Annotated in this window: 25 protein-coding genes; 11 read left to right on the forward strand and 14 right to left on the reverse strand. The window is 72.4% G+C overall.

What is annotated here, in order from left to right; genetic code table 11:
- Window positions 1-31: 31 nt before the first annotated feature.
- Both Q1B24_RS07910 and Q1B24_RS07915 read right to left on the reverse strand, forming a co-directional pair.
- Window positions 32-244: a DUF2945 domain-containing protein gene (locus tag Q1B24_RS07910; RefSeq protein ID WP_211730544.1), complete on the reverse strand. Its 213-nt coding sequence runs from the start codon at window positions 242-244 to the stop codon at window positions 32-34.
- A 40-nt stretch (window positions 245-284) separates the two neighbouring features.
- Complete coding sequence (locus Q1B24_RS07915; RefSeq protein WP_299925928.1) at window positions 285-845, reverse strand: helix-turn-helix domain-containing protein; 561 nt, start codon at window positions 843-845, stop codon at window positions 285-287.
- A gap of 66 nt (window positions 846-911) precedes the next feature.
- Here Q1B24_RS07915 and Q1B24_RS07920 point away from each other — a divergent pair, with 66 nt between their 5' ends.
- Window positions 912-2,486 (forward strand): methyltransferase domain-containing protein, encoded by a 1,575-nt coding sequence (locus Q1B24_RS07920; protein ID WP_299925931.1) that lies wholly within the window; start codon window positions 912-914, stop codon window positions 2,484-2,486.
- A gap of 10 nt (window positions 2,487-2,496) precedes the next feature.
- On the opposite strand, the gene Q1B24_RS07925 is transcribed toward Q1B24_RS07920, so the two are convergent.
- Both Q1B24_RS07925 and Q1B24_RS07930 read right to left on the reverse strand, forming a co-directional pair.
- Window positions 2,497-3,030 (reverse strand): gluconokinase, encoded by a 534-nt coding sequence (locus tag Q1B24_RS07925; RefSeq protein WP_299925934.1) that lies wholly within the window; start codon window positions 3,028-3,030, stop codon window positions 2,497-2,499.
- Window positions 3,031-4,398, reverse strand: a complete 1,368-nt coding sequence (locus Q1B24_RS07930; protein ID WP_299926424.1) for a GntP family permease — start codon at window positions 4,396-4,398, stop codon at window positions 3,031-3,033.
- Window positions 4,399-4,564: 166 nt separating this feature from the next.
- On the opposite strand from Q1B24_RS07930, the gene Q1B24_RS07935 reads away from it, so the two are divergent.
- The 3 genes from Q1B24_RS07935 (at window position 4,565) to Q1B24_RS07945 (ending at window position 5,596) form a co-directional block, all read left to right on the forward strand.
- The gene (locus Q1B24_RS07935) at window positions 4,565-4,885 is read left to right on the forward strand and encodes a hypothetical protein (protein ID WP_299925937.1); all 321 of its coding nucleotides are present in this window, start codon (window positions 4,565-4,567) and stop codon (window positions 4,883-4,885) included.
- A gap of 85 nt (window positions 4,886-4,970) precedes the next feature.
- Window positions 4,971-5,300, forward strand: coding sequence for a WXG100 family type VII secretion target (locus Q1B24_RS07940; protein ID WP_299925940.1), 330 nt, complete (start codon window positions 4,971-4,973; stop codon window positions 5,298-5,300).
- Window positions 5,297-5,596 (forward strand): WXG100 family type VII secretion target, encoded by a 300-nt coding sequence (locus tag Q1B24_RS07945; RefSeq protein WP_299925943.1) that lies wholly within the window; start codon window positions 5,297-5,299, stop codon window positions 5,594-5,596. Before Q1B24_RS07940 ends, Q1B24_RS07945 begins: the two co-directional genes overlap by 4 nt.
- On the opposite strand, the gene Q1B24_RS07950 is transcribed toward Q1B24_RS07945, so the two are convergent.
- Together Q1B24_RS07950 and Q1B24_RS07955 are read right to left on the reverse strand one after the other, a co-directional pair.
- Complete coding sequence (locus tag Q1B24_RS07950) at window positions 5,586-6,344, reverse strand: MOSC domain-containing protein (protein ID WP_299925946.1); 759 nt, start codon at window positions 6,342-6,344, stop codon at window positions 5,586-5,588. The genes Q1B24_RS07945 and Q1B24_RS07950 overlap by 11 nt on opposite strands.
- Window positions 6,345-6,380: 36 nt before the next feature.
- The gene (locus Q1B24_RS07955) at window positions 6,381-6,890 is read right to left on the reverse strand and encodes a hypothetical protein (protein ID WP_299925949.1); all 510 of its coding nucleotides are present in this window, start codon (window positions 6,888-6,890) and stop codon (window positions 6,381-6,383) included.
- A gap of 162 nt (window positions 6,891-7,052) precedes the next feature.
- On the opposite strand from Q1B24_RS07955, the gene Q1B24_RS07960 reads away from it, so the two are divergent.
- The 4 genes from Q1B24_RS07960 to Q1B24_RS07975 all read left to right on the forward strand — a co-directional run bounded on the left by Q1B24_RS07960 (window position 7,053) and on the right by Q1B24_RS07975 (window position 9,991).
- Window positions 7,053-8,351, forward strand: coding sequence for a hypothetical protein (locus Q1B24_RS07960; protein WP_299925952.1), 1,299 nt, complete (start codon window positions 7,053-7,055; stop codon window positions 8,349-8,351).
- Entirely contained in the window at window positions 8,348-8,719 is a 372-nt protein-coding gene (locus Q1B24_RS07965) for a hypothetical protein (protein ID WP_299925955.1), read from the forward strand. Before Q1B24_RS07960 ends, Q1B24_RS07965 begins: the two co-directional genes overlap by 4 nt.
- A 76-nt stretch (window positions 8,720-8,795) precedes the next feature.
- Window positions 8,796-9,086, forward strand: coding sequence for a contact-dependent growth inhibition system immunity protein (locus tag Q1B24_RS07970; protein WP_299925958.1), 291 nt, complete (start codon window positions 8,796-8,798; stop codon window positions 9,084-9,086).
- A gap of 173 nt (window positions 9,087-9,259) precedes the next feature.
- The gene (locus tag Q1B24_RS07975) at window positions 9,260-9,991 is read left to right on the forward strand and encodes a matrixin family metalloprotease (RefSeq protein ID WP_299925961.1); all 732 of its coding nucleotides are present in this window, start codon (window positions 9,260-9,262) and stop codon (window positions 9,989-9,991) included.
- Between the two features lie 59 nt (window positions 9,992-10,050).
- On the opposite strand, the gene Q1B24_RS07980 is transcribed toward Q1B24_RS07975, so the two are convergent.
- The 7 genes from Q1B24_RS07980 to Q1B24_RS08010 all read right to left on the reverse strand — a co-directional run bounded on the left by Q1B24_RS07980 (window position 10,051) and on the right by Q1B24_RS08010 (window position 15,986).
- Window positions 10,051-11,535, reverse strand: a complete 1,485-nt coding sequence (locus tag Q1B24_RS07980) for a cryptochrome/photolyase family protein (protein ID WP_299925963.1) — start codon at window positions 11,533-11,535, stop codon at window positions 10,051-10,053.
- A 40-nt stretch (window positions 11,536-11,575) separates the two neighbouring features.
- The gene (locus Q1B24_RS07985) at window positions 11,576-11,797 is read right to left on the reverse strand and encodes a hypothetical protein (protein WP_299925965.1); all 222 of its coding nucleotides are present in this window, start codon (window positions 11,795-11,797) and stop codon (window positions 11,576-11,578) included.
- Between the two features lie 84 nt (window positions 11,798-11,881).
- Window positions 11,882-12,391 (reverse strand): DUF664 domain-containing protein, encoded by a 510-nt coding sequence (locus tag Q1B24_RS07990; RefSeq protein ID WP_299925968.1) that lies wholly within the window; start codon window positions 12,389-12,391, stop codon window positions 11,882-11,884.
- A 4-nt stretch (window positions 12,392-12,395) separates the two neighbouring features.
- A complete protein-coding gene (locus tag Q1B24_RS07995; protein WP_299925971.1) occupies window positions 12,396-12,635 on the reverse strand; it encodes a hypothetical protein in 240 nt (79 codons plus the stop codon).
- Between the two features lie 66 nt (window positions 12,636-12,701).
- The gene (locus Q1B24_RS08000; RefSeq protein ID WP_299925974.1) at window positions 12,702-13,865 is read right to left on the reverse strand and encodes an ABC transporter permease; all 1,164 of its coding nucleotides are present in this window, start codon (window positions 13,863-13,865) and stop codon (window positions 12,702-12,704) included.
- On the reverse strand, window positions 13,862-15,037 hold the full coding sequence (locus Q1B24_RS08005; RefSeq protein ID WP_299925977.1) for an ABC transporter permease: 1,176 nt from the start codon (window positions 15,035-15,037) through the stop codon (window positions 13,862-13,864). The genes Q1B24_RS08000 and Q1B24_RS08005 overlap by 4 nt, the downstream gene beginning before the upstream one ends.
- 7 nt (window positions 15,038-15,044) lie before the next feature.
- The gene (locus Q1B24_RS08010; RefSeq protein ID WP_299925980.1) at window positions 15,045-15,986 is read right to left on the reverse strand and encodes an ABC transporter ATP-binding protein; all 942 of its coding nucleotides are present in this window, start codon (window positions 15,984-15,986) and stop codon (window positions 15,045-15,047) included.
- A gap of 140 nt (window positions 15,987-16,126) precedes the next feature.
- Here Q1B24_RS08010 and Q1B24_RS08015 point away from each other — a divergent pair, with 140 nt between their 5' ends.
- Window positions 16,127-16,954: an oxidoreductase gene (locus tag Q1B24_RS08015; RefSeq protein ID WP_299925983.1), complete on the forward strand. Its 828-nt coding sequence runs from the start codon at window positions 16,127-16,129 to the stop codon at window positions 16,952-16,954.
- 90 nt (window positions 16,955-17,044) lie between these two features.
- Here the strand turns inward: Q1B24_RS08015 and Q1B24_RS08020 are convergent, their stop codons facing one another.
- Complete coding sequence (locus Q1B24_RS08020; RefSeq protein ID WP_299925986.1) at window positions 17,045-18,214, reverse strand: hypothetical protein; 1,170 nt, start codon at window positions 18,212-18,214, stop codon at window positions 17,045-17,047.
- Between the two features lie 120 nt (window positions 18,215-18,334).
- On the opposite strand from Q1B24_RS08020, the gene Q1B24_RS08025 reads away from it, so the two are divergent.
- Window positions 18,335-18,742 carry a hypothetical protein gene (locus Q1B24_RS08025; protein WP_299925988.1) on the forward strand — a complete coding sequence of 136 codons (408 nt, stop codon included), beginning with the start codon at window positions 18,335-18,337 and terminating at the stop codon, window positions 18,740-18,742.
- Window positions 18,743-18,801: 59 nt separating this feature from the next.
- The gene (locus tag Q1B24_RS08030; RefSeq protein ID WP_299925991.1) at window positions 18,802-19,449 is read left to right on the forward strand and encodes a nucleoside/nucleotide kinase family protein; all 648 of its coding nucleotides are present in this window, start codon (window positions 18,802-18,804) and stop codon (window positions 19,447-19,449) included.
- The last annotated feature ends 21 nt before the right edge of the window (window positions 19,450-19,470 follow it).

Here is a 19,470-nt window from a genome sequence, read left to right on the forward strand (position 1 = left end):
CCCGAGCCCGGGGGCTCCACTGTCGGTCAGGTCAGGCGCGCTCGACCTCGCTCTGGAGCTTGAGGACCGTGGTGCCGTCCTCCTGCTCGATGACGTACGCCGGGTCGTCGTCGCTCCCCTTGCGGGTCACCTTCTCGCCCTTGGTCGTGCGGGAGACCTCGTCGTGGTGGACCTCCTTCACGGTGCCCTCGGCCCACGAGGAGCCCCACTTCCACTTCACGCTCGTGCCGGTGCGGATCGCCATGGGTCCACCGTGCCACCGCGCGCCGGCGCCCGGGCCACCCTCAGGAGCGGACGTGCATCCGCTCGCCCTGGGGGCCGAAGATCGCCAGCACCTCCGCCGGCGTGGGCCCGGGGTTGCCGATCCAGTGCGGCGTACGGGTGTCGAACTCGGCGACCTCGCCGGGCTCGAGGACCAGGTCGCGGGTGCCCAGGACGAGGCGGACCCGGCCGCTGAGGATGTAGAGCCACTCGTAGCCCTCGTGGGTCTGCAGCGTCGGGAGCGGGTCGTCCTCGACCGGCATGACCATCTTGAAGGACTGCAGCCCGCCGGGGCGGCGGGTCAGGGAGATGAAGGTGCGCCCGTGCCGCACGACGGGCTTGGACCGGATCCGCGGGTCACCCGTCTCCGGGGCGTCGACCAGCTCGTCGAGGGCGACGCGGTGGGCCCGGGCCAGGGGCAGCAGCAGCTCGAGGGTGGGCTTGCGCTGGCCCGACTCCAGCCGCGACAGGGTGCTTACCGAGATGCCCGTCTCCTCGGCGAGGTCGGTCAGCGTGGCCTCGCGCTCCAGCCTCAGCTGACGCAGTCGGGGTCCGACCGCGCGCAGCACTCCCTCGTCGTCCATGCCCGCAGTTTGCCACTCCGGCAAGAATGTTTGTCAATCGCGCATCCCTGGTTGCATCCTCGTCCCATGAGCGAGAACGAGACGTACGACGTGGTGGTCATCGGTGGCGGCGTGGCCGGGCTGAGCGGCGCGATGGCGCTGGGCAGGTCGAGACGGAGCGTCCTGGTGGTCGACGCCGGCGAGCCCCGCAACGCCCCCGCCGACCACGCCCACAACTACCTGGGCCGCGAGGGCGCGCCCCCGCTGGAGCTGCTGGCGGACGGCCGCGCCGAGGTGGCGGCGTACGACGTCGAGGTCGTCACCGACCGCGTCGTCGGGCTGTCCGGCGAGGTGGACGGCTTCCTGGTCACGACCGAGGGTGGCCGGAGGTACGGCGCCCGCCGGGTGCTGGTCACCGGCGGCGTGGTCGACGAGCTGCCCGACGTGCCAGGACTGGCCGAGCGGTGGGGCATCGACGTGCTGCACTGCCCCTACTGCCACGGCTGGGAGGTGCGCGACCAGGCGCTCGCGATCCTCGCGACCACGCCGATGGCCGCCCACCAGGGCCTGCTGTTCAGCCAGCTGTCCGACGATGTCGTGATGGTCGTGCACGACGGCGTCGAGCTGCCCGACGAGGAGCTCGAGAAGCTGGGGGCGATCGGCGTCCGGGTCGTGCACGGCACGCCGCAGGAGGTCGTCGCCAAGGACGACGGCGACGCGCTCGTCGGGCTCCGGCTCGCCGACGGGTCGATCCTCGAGCGGCAGGCGATCGTCGTGGCGTCGAGGCCCCACGTGCGCGCCGACTACCTCGGCCCGCTCGGCATCGAGCCGCAGCCCTTTGAGATGGGTGGCGCCGTGCTCGGGTCCGTCATCGCGGTCGAGCCCACCGGCGCCACCTCGGTCCCCGGCGTCTTCGCCGCGGGCAACGCGACCGACATCTCGATGACGTTGATGGCCTCGGCCGCCCACGGCAACCGGGTCGGCGCCTGGATCAACGCCGAGCTCGCCTCCGCCGACGCCGACAGCGCCGTCCGGGCCCGTCGGGACGGGTTCTTCGAGCAGCCCGCGTGGGAGGAGCGCTACTCCGGCGACCGCGTGTGGAGCGGCCGGGTCAACGTCCAGCTCGCCGCGGAGGCGCCGTCACTGACACCCGGCCGCGCCCTCGACATCGGATGCGGTGAGGGCGGTGACGCGATCTGGCTCGCCTCGCAGGGCTGGGAGGTCACGGCCGTCGACTTCGCCGAGGCGGCGCTGGCGCGCACGACCGAGCACGCCCGGGAGGCCGGGGTCGAGGACCGGGTCCACACCCGCCAGGTCGACGTACGCACCTTCGAGCCGACCGGCGAGACGTGGGACCTCGTGACGTCGCACTTCTTCCACCTGCCCGACGGCGGCATGCCCGATGTCGTACGACGACTCGCCGCCGCGGTCGCGCCGGGTGGCACGCTGCTGGTGGTCGGGCACCACCCCGAGGACCTCACCACCGGGTTGCGGCACGGGCACACCTCGTTCATGTTCACCTCCGACGAGCTGGTGCCCGCCGTGCCGCCCGACTTCGTGGTCGAGGTGTCCGAGGCGCGCCCGCGCACGCAGGCGCACCCGGAGACCGGTGAGGAGATCGCCGTGGCCGACGCGGTGCTCCGCGCACGGCGGACCAGCTGAGGCGCCGGTCTCAGGGCAGGCCGAGCCGCGCCAGCACCATCGCGGCGAGCCGGTCGACCGGCAGCGCCGGGTCGACGTCCATCCCGAGCTCGTCGGGCTGGAGCGGCTCGAGGGTGTCGAGCTGCGACTCGAGCAGGCTCGGCGGCATGAAGTGGTCGCGGGCGTTCATCCGGTCGAGGAGCATGTGCTTGTCGCCGGTGCAGTGCACGAAGAACGTGCCCTCGCCGCCGCGCCGCAGCACGTCGCGGTAGGACCGGCGCAGGGCGCTGCACGCGATGAGCGTCGGCTCGCCGCGCGCGTCACGCTCGGCCGTCCACTCCGCCAGCGACTCCAGCCAGCCCCACCGGTCGGCGTCGGTCAGCGGGGTGCCCTCCCTCATCTTCTGGACGTTCTCCGGCGGGTGGAAGTCGTCGCCCTCGGCGAGCTCCCAGCCCAGTCGCTCCTGCACCGCGCGCGCCACGGTCGACTTCCCCGACCCGGAGACTCCCATGAAGACCAGGTGGAGGGGCGTCGCCGTCTCGGCGGTGCTCGTCGTCGGGTCCATTCATCCCACCGCCCAGATGCCGAGGGCGAGCACGAAGATGCTGACGCCGAGCGTGGTCTCCATGACGGTCCAGGTCTTCAGCGTGGTCTTGACGTCCATCCCGAAGAACCGGCCGACCAGCCAGAAGCCCGAGTCGTTGACGTGCGAGAGCACGGTCGCACCCGCCGCGATCGCGAGCACCAGCGCCACGAGCTGCAGGCTCGAGGGGTCGGCGTCGGCGACACCGGCCGAGATGAGGCCGGCCGTAGTGGTCAGCGCGACGGTGGCGGAGCCCTGTGCGACGCGGAGGATGGTGGCGATGACGAAGGCCGACACGATCAGCGGCAGGCCGAGGTCGGCGAGCGAGTCCGACAGCGCGGCGCCGATCCCGCTGTAGCGGAGCACGCCACCGAACATGCCGCCGGCACCGGTGATGAGGATGATCGCGCAGATCGGGCCGAGCGAGTCGTTGAGGAGCGACTCGGTCTCGGCGAGCGAGTAGCGGCGGACGGCCAGGGTGTAGGTCGCCACGAGCAACGCGATCAGCAGCGCCACCGGGGTCTGGCCGACGAAGATGAGGAGATCGGCCCAGGTGCCCTCCTCGGCGACCGTGCCGTTGGCCCGCAGGGTCGTGAGGACCGTGTTGGTGCCGATGAGCACGAGCGGGAGGAGCAGGATGGCGAGCACGTGCCCGAAGGCCGGCGGGTTCTCCGTGTCGGCCTCGCGGCCACCGGTGAGCACCGTGTCGTCGACCGGGACGTAGACCTTGCCGAGCCACCCGACGGTGACGACGTACACGCCGACGAACCACGCGAGGACCGCCACGACGACGCCGACGAGCAGGGTCAGGCCGATGCTGGCGCCGATCTCGGTGGCCGCCGTGACGGGCCCCGGGTGCGGCGGCACGATCGCGTGCATGGCGGCGAATGCGCCCGCGGCCGGGAGGGCGTACATCAGGACGGACCCGCCGAAGCGCTTGGCGACGGAGAAGATGATCGGCAGGAACACCACGAGGCCGGCGTCGAAGAAGATCGGCAGGCCGAACAGCAGGGCCGCGACGCCCAGCGCCAGGGGCGCCCGCTTCTCCCCGAAGCGGCCGACGAGGGTGTCGGCGAGCACCTGCGCTCCCCCGGTCACCTCCAGCAGGCGCCCGATCATCACGCCGAGCCCGACGAGCAGCGCGACGGTGCCGAGCGTGCTGCCGAAGGCGGCTATCGCGATGCCCGGCACCTCCGCGACGGGTACGCCGGCGGCGACGGCGGTGAGGAAGCTGACGAGCACCAGCGCCACGAAGGCGTGCATGCGCAGCACGATGATCAGGACGAGGAGCACAGCGACGGCGATCGCGGCGATGAGCAGCAGCGTTCCCGAGCTGTAGACGGGGGTCATGGTGTCCACGTGGGGGCCTCCGAGATGGGCGGGAGTGGTCGCCCCACCCTAGGTCCTCGGTCGCGCTGCCTGCGCCGCCTCCCCGTGGGCCAAGGCGCAGTCTCGATTGTCTCCAGATCTCTTCAAGCACGTGTAGAGGCGGTGGGGTCGCGGGTAGTGGCCGTTCATGATCATCTCCGGCCACCTCCACCACGACCGCCCGGCTCGCGCCGCGGTCTCTTCGTCGACGGCGGCTCGCATCGCCGAGGTCGACGCCCGCCGACGCGCCGCCGCAGCCAGCATCGACGCCCTCGTCGTGGCCTGGCAGGGAGGGGCCGCCCTCCACCAGGGCTCGGGCTGGCAGCAGTGGGACGACGCCGCGCACGACGCCATCGACTCCCTCGCCGCGTTGCTCGCCTCGCTCGACCTCGCCCGCCGGGAGATGGCCGACCTCGAGCAGCGGCCGACGGTGCCGCGCCAGCTCGACCGGCGCGAGGTCAACTGCTGAGGTCACCGCTTCTCCGCTGATCGCTTCTCCACAGATCGGCGCGGAGGGGTGTCGCCGGGCCGGTGCGGGCGGCCACGATCGGAGCATGATCATCTCGGGAACCCTCCAGCTCGACCCGGCAGCCCACGCGGCGGCCACCTCCTCGTTCGGCGACCGGCTGTCCGACCTCGACGCGCGCCGGCGGGCCGCCGAGTCCGCGGTCGACGGCCTGCTGGCCACCTGGCGCGGCGATGCGGCCTCCGCCTTCCTCGAGCAGTGGGAGGTGTGGAGCCGCGCGGCGGCCGGGGTCGTCGACGACCTCGGCGCGGCGGTCGACGCACTGCCGGCGGCCGCCGCCGACGTCGTGGGGGCCGACGAGCACCGCGGCGTTGCGAGCGACCACCTGCGGGGGCGCCTCGGCGGGAGGCTGCCGTGAGGTCCTACGACGTCGACCTCGCCGAGGTCCGGCTCGCCGTGGCCCAGCTCGCGGCCTGCCAGCGCGACCTCCTCGGCCTCGCGGTCGACATCGACCACGCGCACGACCGGCTGCAGGCCGACTGGCTCGGCCGGGCGAGCGACGCGCAGTCGTCGTCGTACGACTCCTGGCGCGACGGGTGTGCCGACATGGTCACCGCGCTCGCCGCGCTGCGCGGCATCGTCGCCGCGGCCGACGACCACTACTCCTCGGCGGTCGAGACCAACGTGGCGTTGTGGCAGCAGGTCAGCGGCTGACGGTGACCCGCCCCGGCACCACGCACGTCGCGTAGACGCCGAACATCGGCTCGCCGGCCCGGTTGGTCGGCCGCTCGAGCGCCAGCGCCGCCAGCAGCCGCACGTCCTTCACCCCGGCCTCCGGGTGGTGGTCGATCACGGCGCACCGCGGGACCGGGCCACCGAACCGCACCACGGCGTCCCCGAGCACCACCTCCCGACCCGCCCACGAGTCCTCGATGTGGGGCTCGTCGGTCTCGACGACGAGCGTCGCGCGGAAGCGGCCGGACTGGGCGGTGAGCTCGTCGTGCCCCGTACGACGGGCGAGCTCGCGCAGCGACGCCGTGCCGACGACGGTCAGCGGGTCGCCGAACACCACGCCACCGCGCGGCGCCGCGGCCACCCGCACGCGTCGGCCCAGCCAGTCGGAGACGAGCTCGGCGTGCGGGCCGTCGACGAGGTCGAGGGCGACGTCGCGACCCCAGTAGTCGCAGGTGATGGTCCGGTCGGTCCTCACGGCCGTCGCCCGGGTGGCGTCCCCGGTCGGGAGGGTCAGGTCGAGGACGTCTCCGTCGACTCGTGCCACGACACCGATGAGCGCGGGGTGCTGCACGGTCCGGAGCACCCGCGCCGCGTCGACGTCGACCAGGCAGTACGCCCGGTCGCCGACCGCGCCCTGCTCGTCGAGGTCGACCCCGTCGAGCGCGAGGTGGCGCATCCCCTTGACCGCGGCGAGACCGGCCCGGCGTGCGACGAGCTCGTCCGGCATGCGCCCATGGTTCCACGCGCTCGCGACCCGGCCCCGTCATGCGCGGCGCGGCCGGAACTCGATGACGTTGTCGAACCGCCCCCCCTGGGACCGCGCCGGCTGGTAGGTCGCCGACACCTCCTCACACGGTGCCGGCACCACCGAGCCGGTCACCACGTTGGCCTCGACCGTGATCAGCCTCGTGGTGGGATCGCCGAGCCCGCGCCCCACGACGACACCGGACGCCCGGTGGTCGAACGTGAAGCCGGCCAGCCTCGGGTGGCCCTCCCCCTTCGCCCCGGGCCGCAGCAGGTGGTCCACGACGAACCGCAACGACTCGACCATCCACTTCGGGTCCTCGAGGTAGGGGTTCCACTGCAGGCAGCACCCCTCCGGGCACGGCTCCCACGCGAGCCTGGCGAACGGCACGTCCTGGTCACCCCGGCCCGTCGGCGTGCCCCGCAGCGTGCCGTCGGAGTCGAGGACGTCGAGGAGGAAGTCGCACTCCGCGTCGTTGAGCGCCGGCTGGATGCGGATGCAGCCGGTGAAGCGTGACTCGGGCGTCATGCGTCCTCCTCGTCGGGTCGGGGTCCTCGGAGTCCGTGCCCGCCCACCGCGACCGGAAACCCGCGACCCGGAGTCTGTGGAGAACAACTCAGGCGTCTCCGTTGTCCACAGATCGCCGCGCCGGTCTGGCGACGCCACGTCAGCCTCGGCAAGGGTCGAGCCATGCGGATCACCGTGGAGTGCAGCGGGTTCACCCGGGCTGCTGACGCCTGCCTCACGGCCAACCACGTCGCCGCCCTGCTGACCCGGTCGCTCGGCTCGCGGCTGGCCGCCACTGCGGGGATGGCGGGCGACGACGCGACGAGCACCGACTTCGCGACGGCGTACGACGCCGGGGCCACCGAGGCGCTGGCCGCCCTCACCGACCTCACCCACGCGTTCACCGGAGCAGGCCGGCTGCTCGCCGCGACGGGCGACAACCACGAGCGGGCGGAGAGCGCGGCGGCGCAGGTCCCCTACGACGGGAGCGCCGCCCTCGACGACGGCGCCTTCGCCGTCGTCGAGCCACCGTCGCCGCCGTCCACGTTGGGCGCGCAGGAGCCGTCGTTGGGCGCCATCGACCGGTGGATCCTCGACCACGTCGAGGGCTTCGTCTGGCCGGGAGCCGATGTCGACGCACTGGCCGACGCGACGTCGACGTGGCGGCACGCCGCTTCCACGACGTCCCGGCTCGCGGACCACGTCGACGTCGCCATCAGCCTGCTCGAGGCCCAACGTTCGCCCGAGGTCCCGCTCGCCGTCGACGCCCTAACGGAGCTCACCACCCTGATCGGCGACACCGCCTGGCAGCTGTCGACCCTCGCCACGGCCTGCGAGGAGTACGCCGCTGCGGTGGAGGCCGCCCGCGAGCGCACCCGCGCCCTGCTGGCCGAGGTCGCGCAGATGATCGTCGAGGGGGCCGCCATCTCGGTGATCATCACCGGCCTCACCGGCGGGCTCGGCGGCGGCGCAGCCGCGGTCGCGGCCGCAGCGCGGGTGCGGTCCGCCGCGCCACGCTTCTACGCGCTGCTCGTGTCCTTGCGCTCCGTCGTCGCCACCTCTGCGACACGGCTCGAGCGGGCGCGCGCCGACCTCTCGGACGTCCGGACCAACCTCGAGAAGTTCGTCCGGGTCCAGGCCCGCGACGAGGCCGGGACGATCAAGCACCCGGGTGGGTGGGTGCCGAGGCGCCCGGGTAGACCGAAGCCGGAGGTCGACGACCCCAAGCTGTCGAACTACGTGGACCAGCTGTTCAAGGGCGTGAGACAGCCCAACAGGTCTGGCGACGGCACCACCATGGATGCGATCCGTCATGAGCTGGCCTCGGGCGACCTGGTGCACGGCAAGGATCACGTGCGCAAGGGACAGGACATCCTGAGAGGGTTGGAGCGCTGGCTCCGCACTCGAGGCGATGCGAGTCCCCAAGACCGGGAGACGGCACAAGCGCTCGCCGATGAGTTGAAGGAGCTGTTGCAGCCATGAATGAAGAGGCCGACTTCACGAATCGACTCGTCACGGCTGCTCCCGAGCTGGGCTCGTTGCTGGACGAGCACCTCTCGGACCAAGAGGGTGAATTGCTCGCCTACGTACTGATGTCGGACGTCGCCCGATGGCTGACCGCACAGTGCTCGTCATCGCCTCGGCGAGTGCAGGAGATCCTGTCGTGGCTCGAGACCGAATACATCGACGGCAACTTCGACGTCCGCAACCTCATCGATGTCGGGATCGTCGAGATGCTTCCGACCATGCCGGATGGTGCGTCGATACTGGACATGCTCGGTCCCGCTCTACGGGCACGCGCGGAGGTTGCGGGACTTCTATTGGACGAGGCAGACGGGTCGACCACGTGAGACACCACCTCGTGGACCGCATCCGCGTTGACCCCGACGACAGCCCCGGAAGGCAGGCGGTCAGGGGCAGATGAGCGTGGACGACCTCACGTACCTCTTCAGCGCCTACTTCTACGAAGCATGGGACGAGTACGAGTACGGCTCGTGGCAAGACGCCGTCGACGACTTCGCGTGCCGGTCACCCGACCGGGTCGCGGGAGTCGTGGCGGCCCTCCGCGCAATGCTCGACGAGCCGCTCACGGACGATCAGCTGGACAGTAATCTTCGCGCGCAGGGCTGCACGTTCGTCTCGGAGAACGGCGACCGCACGTGGCTCGTCCAGGTCATCGAACGATTGCAAGCGAGCCCGCGGGCGCACCGCCTCTGAGCGTGCGCCGGCTGACCGGATCTTGCCCCCCTTCGCGGCGACGCCGAAGAGCTCAACCCCGAACTTGATTGGCCTCAAGTCAGAATGTTGTCGCCCTGCCCGTGATCCGAGCGGTTGGCCCTTCTGCCCGCATGTCCGCCTCACGCCCGAGGTCGCTCCCGCACACTGTCCCCGTGCCCCGCTCGAAGACGACCATCACGCTCGCCGCGACCGCGGCGATGCTGGCTGCGATCGTGGTGTGGCACCCGGCCGAGCAGCTCGACCCGGTGCGGCGCGCAGTCGGGCTGGGGCCCGAGCGGCCGCTGCCGGCGCCCAGCGTCGTACAGCGGGGAGGGACGTTCACCTGGGCGATGACCCAGCCAGGCAGCGACGACCCGGTCGGCTGGGACCCGTGCCGGAACATCCGCTACCGGGTCAACCCTGCCGGCGGGCCTCCCGGCGGAGGTGAGCTGATCCGGCGAGCGATCGACCGGGCAAGCGCGGCGACGGGGCTGGCGTTCGACGACGAGGGCGAGACCGACGACCGGCCGTTCCCGGGCGGCGTGAAGCTCTTCGGGCGCCCGGAACCGGTCGTGATCGGTTGGGCCGACGCCGGTGAGTACGCCGACCTCGGCGGGCAGGTCGCCGGCGTGGGCGGCGCCGTGGCGGAGCGCGACACCGGCGGACGGCTCCGGTTCGTCAGCGGGGGCGTCGTGCTCGACGTCGAGGCCTTCACCGCCACCACCGTCGCGCAGCAGCCGCGCGTGATGGAGGCGATCGTGCTGCACGAGGTCGCGCACGTCGTCGGGCTCGGGCACGTCAGCGAGCCGATGGAGCTGATGTACGCCGACAACACCGGACAGGTCGAGCTCGGGCCGGGCGACCGCGAGGGCCTCGCCCGCCTCGGCTCGCTCCCCTGCCGCTGACCCAGGCAGGGAACGCGCACGTGCGGCCGATTGCGTGCACCATGAAGGCAGTTCGCACCTCACGGCGCCCGGTTGCCCCGCGCGTCCTCCTGCTCGACGAGCTCGGCGAGGTCCTTGAGCCGGTCGAGCCCGCGCACCGCGCGCGACATCCGGTGGTTGCCCTCGAAGGTCTCGCGGTGCCGGTCGAGGAACCACCAGTAGCCCGCGCTGAACGGGCACGCGTCCTCCCCCACCCGCACCTTGGGGTCGAAGCGGCACGACCCGCAGTGGTCGCTCATCGTGTTGATGTAGGCGCCGCCCGACGTGTAGGGCTTCGTCATCATCTGCCCGCCGTCGGCGTGCTGCGACATCCCGACGATGTTGGGCACCATCACCCAGTCGTAGCCGTCGACGAAGGCCCGGTGGAACCAGTCCGTGACCTGGGTCGGCGCCCAGCCGCGCTGCAGGGCGTACGACCCGAGCAGCATCAGCCGCGGGATGTGGTGCACCCAGCCGTGCTCCGCGACCTGGTCGAGGGTGTGGGACAGGCAGCGCGCGTCGGTCGCGCTGCCGTCGAGCTCGGCGAACCACTGCGGGATGCGCTCGGTGGCCCGCAGCCCGTTGGAGCGGCGGTAGCCGTCGCCCATGTGCCAGTAGACGTGCCACACGTAGTCGCGCCACCCGATGACCTGCCGGACGAAGCCCTCGACGCTCGCGATCGGCGCCCCGCCGCTCCGGTACGCCTCCTCCGCCCGCTCGACGACCTCGAGCGGGTCGAGGAGCCCGAGGTTCATCGGCGCGCTGATCAGGCTGTGCGCCATCCACGGGTCGCCCTCGAGGATCGCGTCCTCGTGCGCGCCGAACTCCGGCAGTCGGTGCTCGACGAAGTGGTCCAGCGCCGCCAGCGCCTGGCGTCGCGTCGCGGGGAAGATCCGCGGCGCGTCGCGCCCGATGTACGACACGTCGCCATCCCGCTCCCAGCGGTCGAGGTCCTCACGCACCTGCGCATCGATGTCGTCCTCGACCGGCCACCACGGCTCCGCGACGCCCAGCGTCGACGCGCCCTTCGGCGGGGGCTGGCGGTTGTCGTGGTCGAAGTTCCACTGCCCGCCGGCCGGCTCGCCACCGTCGAGCAGCACGCCGTGCGCCTGCCGCGCGCGGCGGTAGAAGTCCTCCATCAGCAGCCGCTTGCCGCGGCGACCCTCGGCCCAGCGCTCGAAGTCCTCGCGCGGGGTCGCGAAGCCGCGCGGCGGCAGCACGGTGCAGCCGAGCCGCTCGACCAGCCCGAGGGCGGCGTACGACGTCGGGTGCACGACCTCGACGTCGCCCGCCTCGGAGGCGTGCTGGCGCACCACCTCGGCGTACGTCTCCGCCTGCACGTAGGTCAGCCGGTCCCCGAGCTCGGCGGCGCGGTGCCGCATCGCGCTCAGCACCAGGTGCGCCTTGGCGCGGTGGAACCGCCGGCGCCGGAAGACGCCGGTCGACTCGACCATCAGCAGCGGACCGCGGTGGTCGTCGACGAAGTGGGGTCCGAGCTGGTCGCCGAAGAGCCACCGGGTCGTCATGCGACCACCCTAGGGAGCCGCCCACGCGGGCGGCAGCGCCTCAGAGGTGGTGCAGCTTGGGGTAGGGGTGCGCGATCCGCACGGACTTCGACCCGAAGTCGGCGGTCACCGCCTGGGTGTCGACGTGGGTGACCTGCCCGAGGCCGTAGAGGTCGTGGGTCACGCGGTCACCGACCTCGAACACCTCGACCACCGGCTCCACGGCGGGCTTGAACGGACTGCTGGCGAGGTGCTTCGGCCGTCGGCCGCTCGGAGTGGTCATCACCCCTGAGTATGTGCCCCCGGAGCCGTCCGTGGGGCATCCGGGGCGGAATTGTGACCTGACAGGCACCAATCACCGGGTCCGTCAGGACGTCTGTGCCCCGAGAAGACCCTTCACGTAGGCGGCCTGGCCCAGGTGCTGCAGGCAGTCGCCCTGGATGCTTACCAGCCGCATGCCGGCGGTGACCGGCGGGTCCCACCGCTGGTCGACCTCCCGCTCGAGCTCTGCCTCGTCGACGGTCTGCAGGTAGCGCGCGGTCGCGAGCGTCACTTCGTGGTGGTACTCGCCCAGCAGCGCCGGGTCCTCGATCCGCAGGGCGTCGACCTGCTCGCTGGTGTGCCCGTAGCCGATGTCGTCGGTGCCGTTCGGCAGGCCGAAGCGGTCCTGGAACCGTTCCCAGACCTGCGGCTGCCCGGCGAGGTCGGCGACGTGGTCGTCCTGCACCCGCGCGAGGTGCCACAGCAGCCACCCGATCGGGTTGCCGGTGCCGCCCGGGCGGTCGTGGAGGGTCGCCTCGTCGAGGTCCTCCACCATGCCGGCGTACAGCTCGGTGATGCGGCCGAAGCCTTCGGTCAGGAGTCCGCGCACGTCCATGGCGTCACTCCACCGGTGCCGCGGACCTGACCTGCGGCGCCGACGACTTCTCGTCCTTCATGCCGTCGATCTCCGCCAGGATGCGGGTGCGCTCGTCGTCGCTCACCGATACCTGCGCCTTCGCCAGGCCCTTGTCGAGCTGGTCGGCGATGGTGCTGTCCTCGGCGCTGTACTGCCAGGAGGAGACCTCGTCGACCACTCGCTGTGCGGCCTCGATCGCTGCCTGCTTCACCTCGTCAGTCATGCAACCCACGGTAGTGAGCCGGTCCTCGGGGACAACCGTCCAACGGGGTGTGCTGCCGCCGCCGACCTACATCGCCCGCGCCAGGCTGCGCCGCAATGACCAGCTGCCGAGCGCGACGAGCAGCGCGGCCATCGCAGCGAGCACGCCGAGCTCGGGCAGCACCTCGACGAGACCGGCGCCGCGGCGCTGCACGTCGGCCAGTGCCTCGTAGGCCCAGGCGTGCGGGGTGAAGCGCGAGATCGTGCGCATCGTGTCGGGGAAGAGCTCCAGCGGGAACATCGACCCGCCGAGCGCGGCGAGGACCAGGCCGAAGCCGATCCCCGCGCCGGCGGCCGCGCCCTCGTTCTCGAGGAGGGTGCCGAGCAGGATCGCGGCGCCCGCCGCGACAAGGCTGAACAGCAGCAGCACGAGCAGCGCGAGCGGCAGGCTGCCCCACTCGACGCCGAAGAGGACGCTGGTCGCGACCATCAGGTAGCCGCCCTGGAAGAGCGCGATCGCCCACCGGCCGAGGACCTGGCCGGCGACCAGCTCCTCCGCGGTCACCGGACCGGCCAGCATCCGGGACACCACGCCGAGCCGCCGTGCCTGGATGAGGGTCGCCGCGCCGCCGAGGCAGGCGAGGAAGGTGAACAGCAGCAGCTGCCCCGAGGCGCCGAACTCGAACTGCCCCATCCCCTCGAACTCCTGGCTGAGCCGGTCGACGCTCGTCACCTCCAGCCGGGGCGCGCTCACCTCGCCCTCGGCCGCGGCCAGGGCCGCCTCGGCGCGGTCGGACGGCACGCCGTTGGCCTCCAGAGCCAGGATCCGGCTGCGCGCGGACCGCAGCGCGTCGACGCCCACGCCGACCTGCTGCTCGACGACCTGGGCGTTGCCCGAGGAGCCGCGCACCACCTCGAGCGTCACCGCCTCGCCCGCGTCGTACGCCGTCGCTGCCGCACCGTCGACGCGCACCGCGACGTCGAGCCGGCCGCGCGCGAGCAGCGCCAGGGCGTCGTCCCACGACGGGTCGCTGACCACGACGTCGCCGTCCTCGAGCCGCTCGACCAGGCCGGTCTGCAGGGCGGACCCGGCACCGCTCACGGCGACCCGGCCCGAGCTGGCGCCCTCGCCGAACTGCAGGCCGATCATCAGCACCAGCATCAGCGGGAAGACAAAGACGAAGAAGAGGTTGGAGCGGTCGCGCAGGAAGAGCCGCAGCTCGGCACCGGCGATGGTGAGCGCGTTCCTCACGACAGCACCCCCCGGTCGGGGACCAGCCGCGAGGCGAGGAGCATCACGACGGCGAAGCCGAGCATGATCGCGACGGGGATGCCGATGTCCGCGAGGCCGCCGCCGCCCGAGGTGGTGCCGAGCCCGCGCAGCAGCGCGGCGACCGGGTTGAGGTCGAGCACGCCCGACAGGGCGCCGGCCGCGCTGACCGGGAAGAACGCACCGCCGCCGATGCCCAGCACCAGCGCCACGATCGACGTGACGATGCCGGCCTGCTCGCTGGTGCTGGCGACGCGCACGACCAGGAACATCACCGACGTACCGGCGGCCGCCGCGCACAGCACGAGGAGCGCCACGGCCGGCACGGAGCCGAAGTCGGCGTCGAAGAGGTAGCCGCCGACCGCGAGCAGCACCCCGGTCGCGACGGCGCCGAGGACGAAGCTCACCAGCGCCTTGGCGGCCACGATCACCCAGCCGGGGATCGGCATCGAACGCAGTCGCGCGAGCGTGCCGGACTCGCGGTCGACGAGCAGCCCGGTGACGCCGAAGCTGACGGTGAACAGCAGGAACAGTCCCGCCTGCCCCGCGACCAGCGCCGCGCCTGCGCTGAGCTGCTCGTCGGAGGCCTGCCCGCTCTCGACGTCGTACGCCGGCCCGCCGGACGTGGCCTGCTCGACGAGCGGCCCGACGTCGGCCGGCGCCACTCCCTCCGCCAGCGCGGCCCGGGCGGTGACCGTGCCGGACGCGACCTGGTCCAGGACGCCGTCAACCACCGACAGCACGATCTCGGCGCCGAGGCCCGCCTCGTCGCCGCGGACGGCCTCGACAGTGACCGGCTCGCCCGCGCGCGCCGCCTCGCCGAAGCCGACCGGCACGACCAGCGCGAGGGGCGTGTCGCCGTCCTCGACCTGCCGACGAGCACCTGCCTCGTCGGTCTCGACGACCGTGACGTCGAGCTCGTCGGCGTCGTCGAGCGACCGGACGACGCCGGTGAGCATCGGCGCCAGGTCGTCGTCCGCGGGCGCGCTGATCGCGACCGTTACGGGGTCGATCTCGAGGTCGTCGGCGGCGCCGAAGACGAGGTTGAAGACGGTCATCAGCGCCAACGGGACGAGCAGCGCGAAGATGAGCACCGACTTGTCGCGCATCCGCTGCAGCAGGTCGGAGCCGGTGAGGGCGAGGAGCTGACGCATCGGGGCCCTAGTCCCTCAGGCCCTTGCCGGTCAGGTGCAGGAAGACCGACTCGAGGTCGGGTCGCGTGATCTCCACGTCGGCGAGGGTGACCCCGCAGTCCGCCGCCGTCCCGACGACCTGCGCCACCAGTGCGGGCGCGTCCTTGACGGTCAGGGTCGCGGACCGGCGTTCGGCATCGACCCGCTCCACACCGGGGATGAGGCGCAGCTCCTCGGCCGCTGCGGCCAGGTCACCGCTGCCGCCGAGCCGGATGGTGTCGACGCCGCCGGTCAACCGGATCAGGTCGTCACGGGTGCCCTCGGCCTGCAGGCGGCCGGAGTCGATGATGCCGATGCGGTCACAGAGCCGCTCGGCCTCCTCCATGTAGTGCGTCGTGTAGAGCACCGCCATCCCCTCGCCCGACAGCGCCTCGACGGACTCCAGGATCGCGTTGCGCGACTGCGGGTCGACCCCGACGGTCGGCTCGTCGAGGATCAGCAGGGTGGGGCGGTTGAGCAGGCCGATGCCGATGTTGAGCCGGCGCTTCATCCCGCCGCTGTACTCCTTGCTGCGGTCCTTCGCGCGGTCCGCGAGCCCGATCAGGGCCAGGACCTCGTCGACCCGGACCTTCAGCTCCGAGCCGCGCAGCCCCTGCAGCCTGCCGAACAGGGTGAGGTTCTCGCGCCCCGTCAGGTCGGGGTAGATCGCGAGCTCCTGCGGCACCAGGCCAAGGTGGCGCTTCGGCTCGATCGCCCGCGGCGTCATCGGCTCGCCCGCGACCGTCACCGTCCCCGCATCGGCCGCGATGAGCCCCGCGACCATCGAGATCGTCGTCGTCTTGCCCGCCCCGTTGGGTCCGAGCAGTCCGTACGTCTCTCCCGGCGCGATGCGGAACGACACCTCGTCCACCGCGGTCAGGTCCCCGAACCGGCGGACCAGCGAGTCCACCACCAGCACGTCGTGCGTCATCTGCATCCCCTCCGGGTCTCACGCTAGGGAGCAAGCGCCCGGGTGGTGAGGGACAAACGTCATGGATGCCGTGGTCCGTGTGTCACCTCGTCGCCGCCCAGGTCCAGAACGTCCCAGGGCCGGGAGCCTACGCTCGCCCCATGGCCTCCCCCGTCGCCCTCGTCACCGGTGGTTCGTCCGGCATCGGCGAGAGCACCGCCCGCGCCCTGCTCGCCCGCGGCTTCACCGTGTACGCCGTCGCCCGCCGCGTCGAGCGCATGGCCGGCCTCCAGGCCGAGGGCGTGCACGCGTTCGCGATGGACGTCACCGACGACGCCTCGATGGTCGCCGGCATCGACCGGATCGTCGCCGAGCAGGGGCGCATCGACGTGCTCGTCAACAACGCCGGCTACGGATCGTACGGCGCCGTCGAGGACGTGCCGATCGACGAGGCGCGGCGGCAGTTCGAGGTCAACGTCTTCGGTCTCGCCCGCCTCGTCCAGCTCGTCACGCCGCACATGCGCGCGCAGAGGTCCGGGCGGATCATCAACATCTCCTCGATCGGCGGCAAGTTCTACGAGCCGTTCGGTGCGTGGTACCACGCCACGAAGTTCGCCGTGGAGGGCTTCAGCGACAGCCTGCGCATGGAGCTGCGGCCGTTCGGCATCCAGGTCGTCCTCATCGAGCCCGGCCCGATCCGCACCGAGTGGAACGAGATCGCCCGCGACTCGCTGCTCGAACGCTCCGGCGACGGCGCCTACGCGTCGTACGCCCGGCAGGCGCACGACGTGATGGAGCGCTTCGACGAGCCGTCGCGCGCGTCGACCCCCGAGGAGGTCGCCGACAAGATCGTGAAGGCGGCGCTGGCGAAGCGGCCGGCCGCGCGCTACCCGGTGGGCCGCGGCGCCCGGACGATCACCACCTCACGCGACCTGCTGCCGGACCGGGTCTTCGACGAGGTCGTGAGCCGCACCTACGGGACGCGCTGAGGTCGCGTGTACGTTGTCGATGCGGAGCTCGCGTCGGCTGATCGACCTCACGCGACCCAACGTGGCGCTCTGTAGCACCAGCATCCCGGATCATCCGGCCGCCCGAGAGGCCTCGGCGAGGTCGAGGAGCAGGCCCCGCGCGGGCGGGTGCACGAGGGACGCCCACCGCGCCCAGACGTCGTACTGACCCTCGCGGACGAGCATCCGCCGCGCGTCGACCCTCGCGCCCGGCTGCAGGACCGCCGCCGCGACGTGGGGCGCGTCGGAGTCCGGCATGCCACCGTCGACGGCTCGCCGCAGGATCCGGAAGGCCGCCCGTGGGATCTCGTCGCGACCCGAGCGCAGCTGCGCGGTGACCCGCTCGAGGTCCGCGGGCGCCGTGCCGATGCTGAGCAGCTCGAGGCCGAGCACGTCGGTCACCAGCTCGTAGTCGGGTCGCATGAAGTCGCGATCCACGAGGTCGCCGGCGTCGAGGGCCTCCTTGATGCGCGTCCACGGCTGCGGGGCCGCGGCCACGTCGCGCGCGACGGGCTCCGGTACGGCGACGGGCGGGCTGTCGAACATCATGAGCTTGCCGACGCCGCTGGGCACCAGCCTCCCGAGCACCCATCCCCCGTCGCCGGCGTTGGCACGCGCACCGAGGTCGAGCACCTCGGCCCAGGAGCCGGCAGCGAGGTCCTCGACGCACAGCCGGCCGCCGGGCAGGCTCGGCCCGACCAGGAACCCGCTCAGGCGTGCCCCGGCCCACGACCGGGCCAGCGCGCTGTGCTGGGCGAGTCGACCCGTGGCGACCTCGTCCACGAATCGCCCCAGCCCGCCCATCTCGTGCACCAGCACCTGGTGGAACAGCCACGACTCCCCCAGCACCCGGGAGACGACCCTGACCGGGTCGCCGCCGTCGGCGTGGCAGTCGGCGAGCTGGTCGTCGTGGAAGGTCTCCATGGCGTACTTCAGCGCGAGCCGCTGCATCGTCCCGGTCTCGGTGTCCGGGTCCTCGCAACGGGCGGCCTGGTAGGCGATCCAGCGCGCCCACACCCAGTCGGGGAGCTCGTCGCCGAGCGAGGCGAGCTGGGTCAGGAGCACGTGGTGACGGCTCCGCAGGTTGAGCGCCGGCACCGATGCGTGCAGCTCGAGCGCGCGGGCGGCGTCGCCGGACCGCTCGGCGGCGAGGGACTGGGCCACGAGGTCGAAGTGGGCGGCGGTCATCCGGTCGGCGACGCGTGGCAACCGGCGAAAACCGGGAGTGAGGTTCCGAGACATGCCTCCACCCAAGGCCTGCTGGGACTGCCGCCACAAGCCGCTCCAGCGGATCTGTGGACAGCGGGCGGGGCTGTGGAGAGCCGTTCGCCACGAGGCCCGTCGCGGGGCAGGCTCGGCCCCATGTACGAACCAGTCCTCACCACCCAGGTGCAGCTCGAGCGCGCATGGCGCGAGCTCATGGGGCCGTGGAGCTTCGGCCGCCACAGCATCTGGATGATGCTCATCGTCGACGACCGCCCACTGCCGCAGCTGACCGAGATCGACGACGCGGTCCACCCGCCCGACGCCGAGCACCTGGACGGTCTCGCCGAGCTCCTGCTCATGCTCGACCGGGAGGTGGCGCCGGGCCTGCGCGTCGCGTTCCTGCGATCGCGACCTGGCAAGGACACCGTGACCGACACCGACCGCGCCTGGGCGACCAGCCTGTACGCCGCTGCCCGTCGCGCCGCCGTACCGTGCGAGGTCGTCCACCTCGCCACCCGCGGCGCCATCCGCCCCATCCCCGCCGACGTGGTCGGGATCCGGTAGCCGGCTCTATGGTCGGGCGATGAGCTCCCCCCTCGTCGGCCGCCGGTGAGCAGCACCCCGTGACGAGCTTCCTGTCAGCGCTGGTCGACCGCGCCGCATCGCTGATCGACCAGCCGACCCGCACGGTCCTCGGCATCACCGGTCCTCCGGGTGCCGGGAAGTCGACCGTCACCGAGGAGCTGCTGGCGCGCCTCCGCGCCGACCTCGGCCCCGATGCCGTCGGCCACCTGCCGATGGACGGCTTCCACCTCGCCGACGTCACGCTCGACCGCCTCGGCCGTCGCGACCGCAAGGGCGCGCCCGACACGTTCGACGTCGACGGCTACGTCGCGGCCCTGCGACGCCTGCACGAGGAGCCCGACCGCACCCTCTACGCCCCGGGCTTCGAGCGCGACCTCGAGCAGCCGATAGCGGCTGCCATCGCGATCCCGCCCTCGGCCCGCCTCGTCATCACGGAGGGCAACTACCTCCTCCTGCCCGACGGCGGCTGGGAGCGCGTACGCCCGCTGCTGGCCGAGGGTTGGTACGTCGACGCGGAGGCCGACGTACGCCGTGAGCGGCTGGTCCGCCGGCACGTCCAGTTCGGCAAGTCCCCCGACGCTGCGCGCGCCTGGGTCGAGCGCGTGGACGAGCCCCACGCCGCGCTCGTCGCGACGACCCGCACCCGGGCCGATGTCGTCATCGACGTCCACGCGCTCGACGGATGAGGCACGCGCCGCCGGCGCATC

Source organism: uncultured Nocardioides sp. (assembly GCF_947488025.1).
GTDB lineage: Bacteria > Actinomycetota > Actinomycetes > Propionibacteriales > Nocardioidaceae > Nocardioides.

Coding starts and splice junctions, on each gene's coding strand:
- Q1B24_RS08010 (WP_299925980.1), bottom strand. CDS start 15,986: ATGACGCACGACGTGCTGGTGGTGGACTCGCTGGTCCGCCGGTTCGGG.
- Q1B24_RS07960 (WP_299925952.1), top strand. CDS start 7,053: ATGCGGATCACCGTGGAGTGCAGCGGGTTCACCCGGGCTGCTGACGCC.
- Q1B24_RS07910 (WP_211730544.1), bottom strand. CDS start 244: ATGGCGATCCGCACCGGCACGAGCGTGAAGTGGAAGTGGGGCTCCTCG.
- Q1B24_RS07955 (WP_299925949.1), bottom strand. CDS start 6,890: ATGACGCCCGAGTCACGCTTCACCGGCTGCATCCGCATCCAGCCGGCG.
- Q1B24_RS07985 (WP_299925965.1), bottom strand. CDS start 11,797: ATGACCACTCCGAGCGGCCGACGGCCGAAGCACCTCGCCAGCAGTCCG.
- Q1B24_RS07925 (WP_299925934.1), bottom strand. CDS start 3,030: ATGGACCCGACGACGAGCACCGCCGAGACGGCGACGCCCCTCCACCTG.
- Q1B24_RS07980 (WP_299925963.1), bottom strand. CDS start 11,535: ATGACGACCCGGTGGCTCTTCGGCGACCAGCTCGGACCCCACTTCGTC.
- Q1B24_RS07995 (WP_299925971.1), bottom strand. CDS start 12,635: ATGACTGACGAGGTGAAGCAGGCAGCGATCGAGGCCGCACAGCGAGTG.
- Q1B24_RS08015 (WP_299925983.1), top strand. CDS start 16,127: ATGGCCTCCCCCGTCGCCCTCGTCACCGGTGGTTCGTCCGGCATCGGC.
- Q1B24_RS07940 (WP_299925940.1), top strand. CDS start 4,971: ATGATCATCTCGGGAACCCTCCAGCTCGACCCGGCAGCCCACGCGGCG.
- Q1B24_RS08020 (WP_299925986.1), bottom strand. CDS start 18,214: ATGTCTCGGAACCTCACTCCCGGTTTTCGCCGGTTGCCACGCGTCGCC.
- Q1B24_RS07965 (WP_299925955.1), top strand. CDS start 8,348: ATGAATGAAGAGGCCGACTTCACGAATCGACTCGTCACGGCTGCTCCC.
- Q1B24_RS07990 (WP_299925968.1), bottom strand. CDS start 12,391: ATGGACGTGCGCGGACTCCTGACCGAAGGCTTCGGCCGCATCACCGAG.
- Q1B24_RS07935 (WP_299925937.1), top strand. CDS start 4,565: ATGATCATCTCCGGCCACCTCCACCACGACCGCCCGGCTCGCGCCGCG.
- Q1B24_RS07950 (WP_299925946.1), bottom strand. CDS start 6,344: ATGCCGGACGAGCTCGTCGCACGCCGGGCCGGTCTCGCCGCGGTCAAG.
- Q1B24_RS08005 (WP_299925977.1), bottom strand. CDS start 15,037: ATGCGTCAGCTCCTCGCCCTCACCGGCTCCGACCTGCTGCAGCGGATG.
- Q1B24_RS07915 (WP_299925928.1), bottom strand. CDS start 845: ATGGACGACGAGGGAGTGCTGCGCGCGGTCGGACCCCGACTGCGTCAG.
- Q1B24_RS07920 (WP_299925931.1), top strand. CDS start 912: ATGAGCGAGAACGAGACGTACGACGTGGTGGTCATCGGTGGCGGCGTG.
- Q1B24_RS07930 (WP_299926424.1), bottom strand. CDS start 4,398: ATGACCCCCGTCTACAGCTCGGGAACGCTGCTGCTCATCGCCGCGATC.
- Q1B24_RS08025 (WP_299925988.1), top strand. CDS start 18,335: ATGTACGAACCAGTCCTCACCACCCAGGTGCAGCTCGAGCGCGCATGG.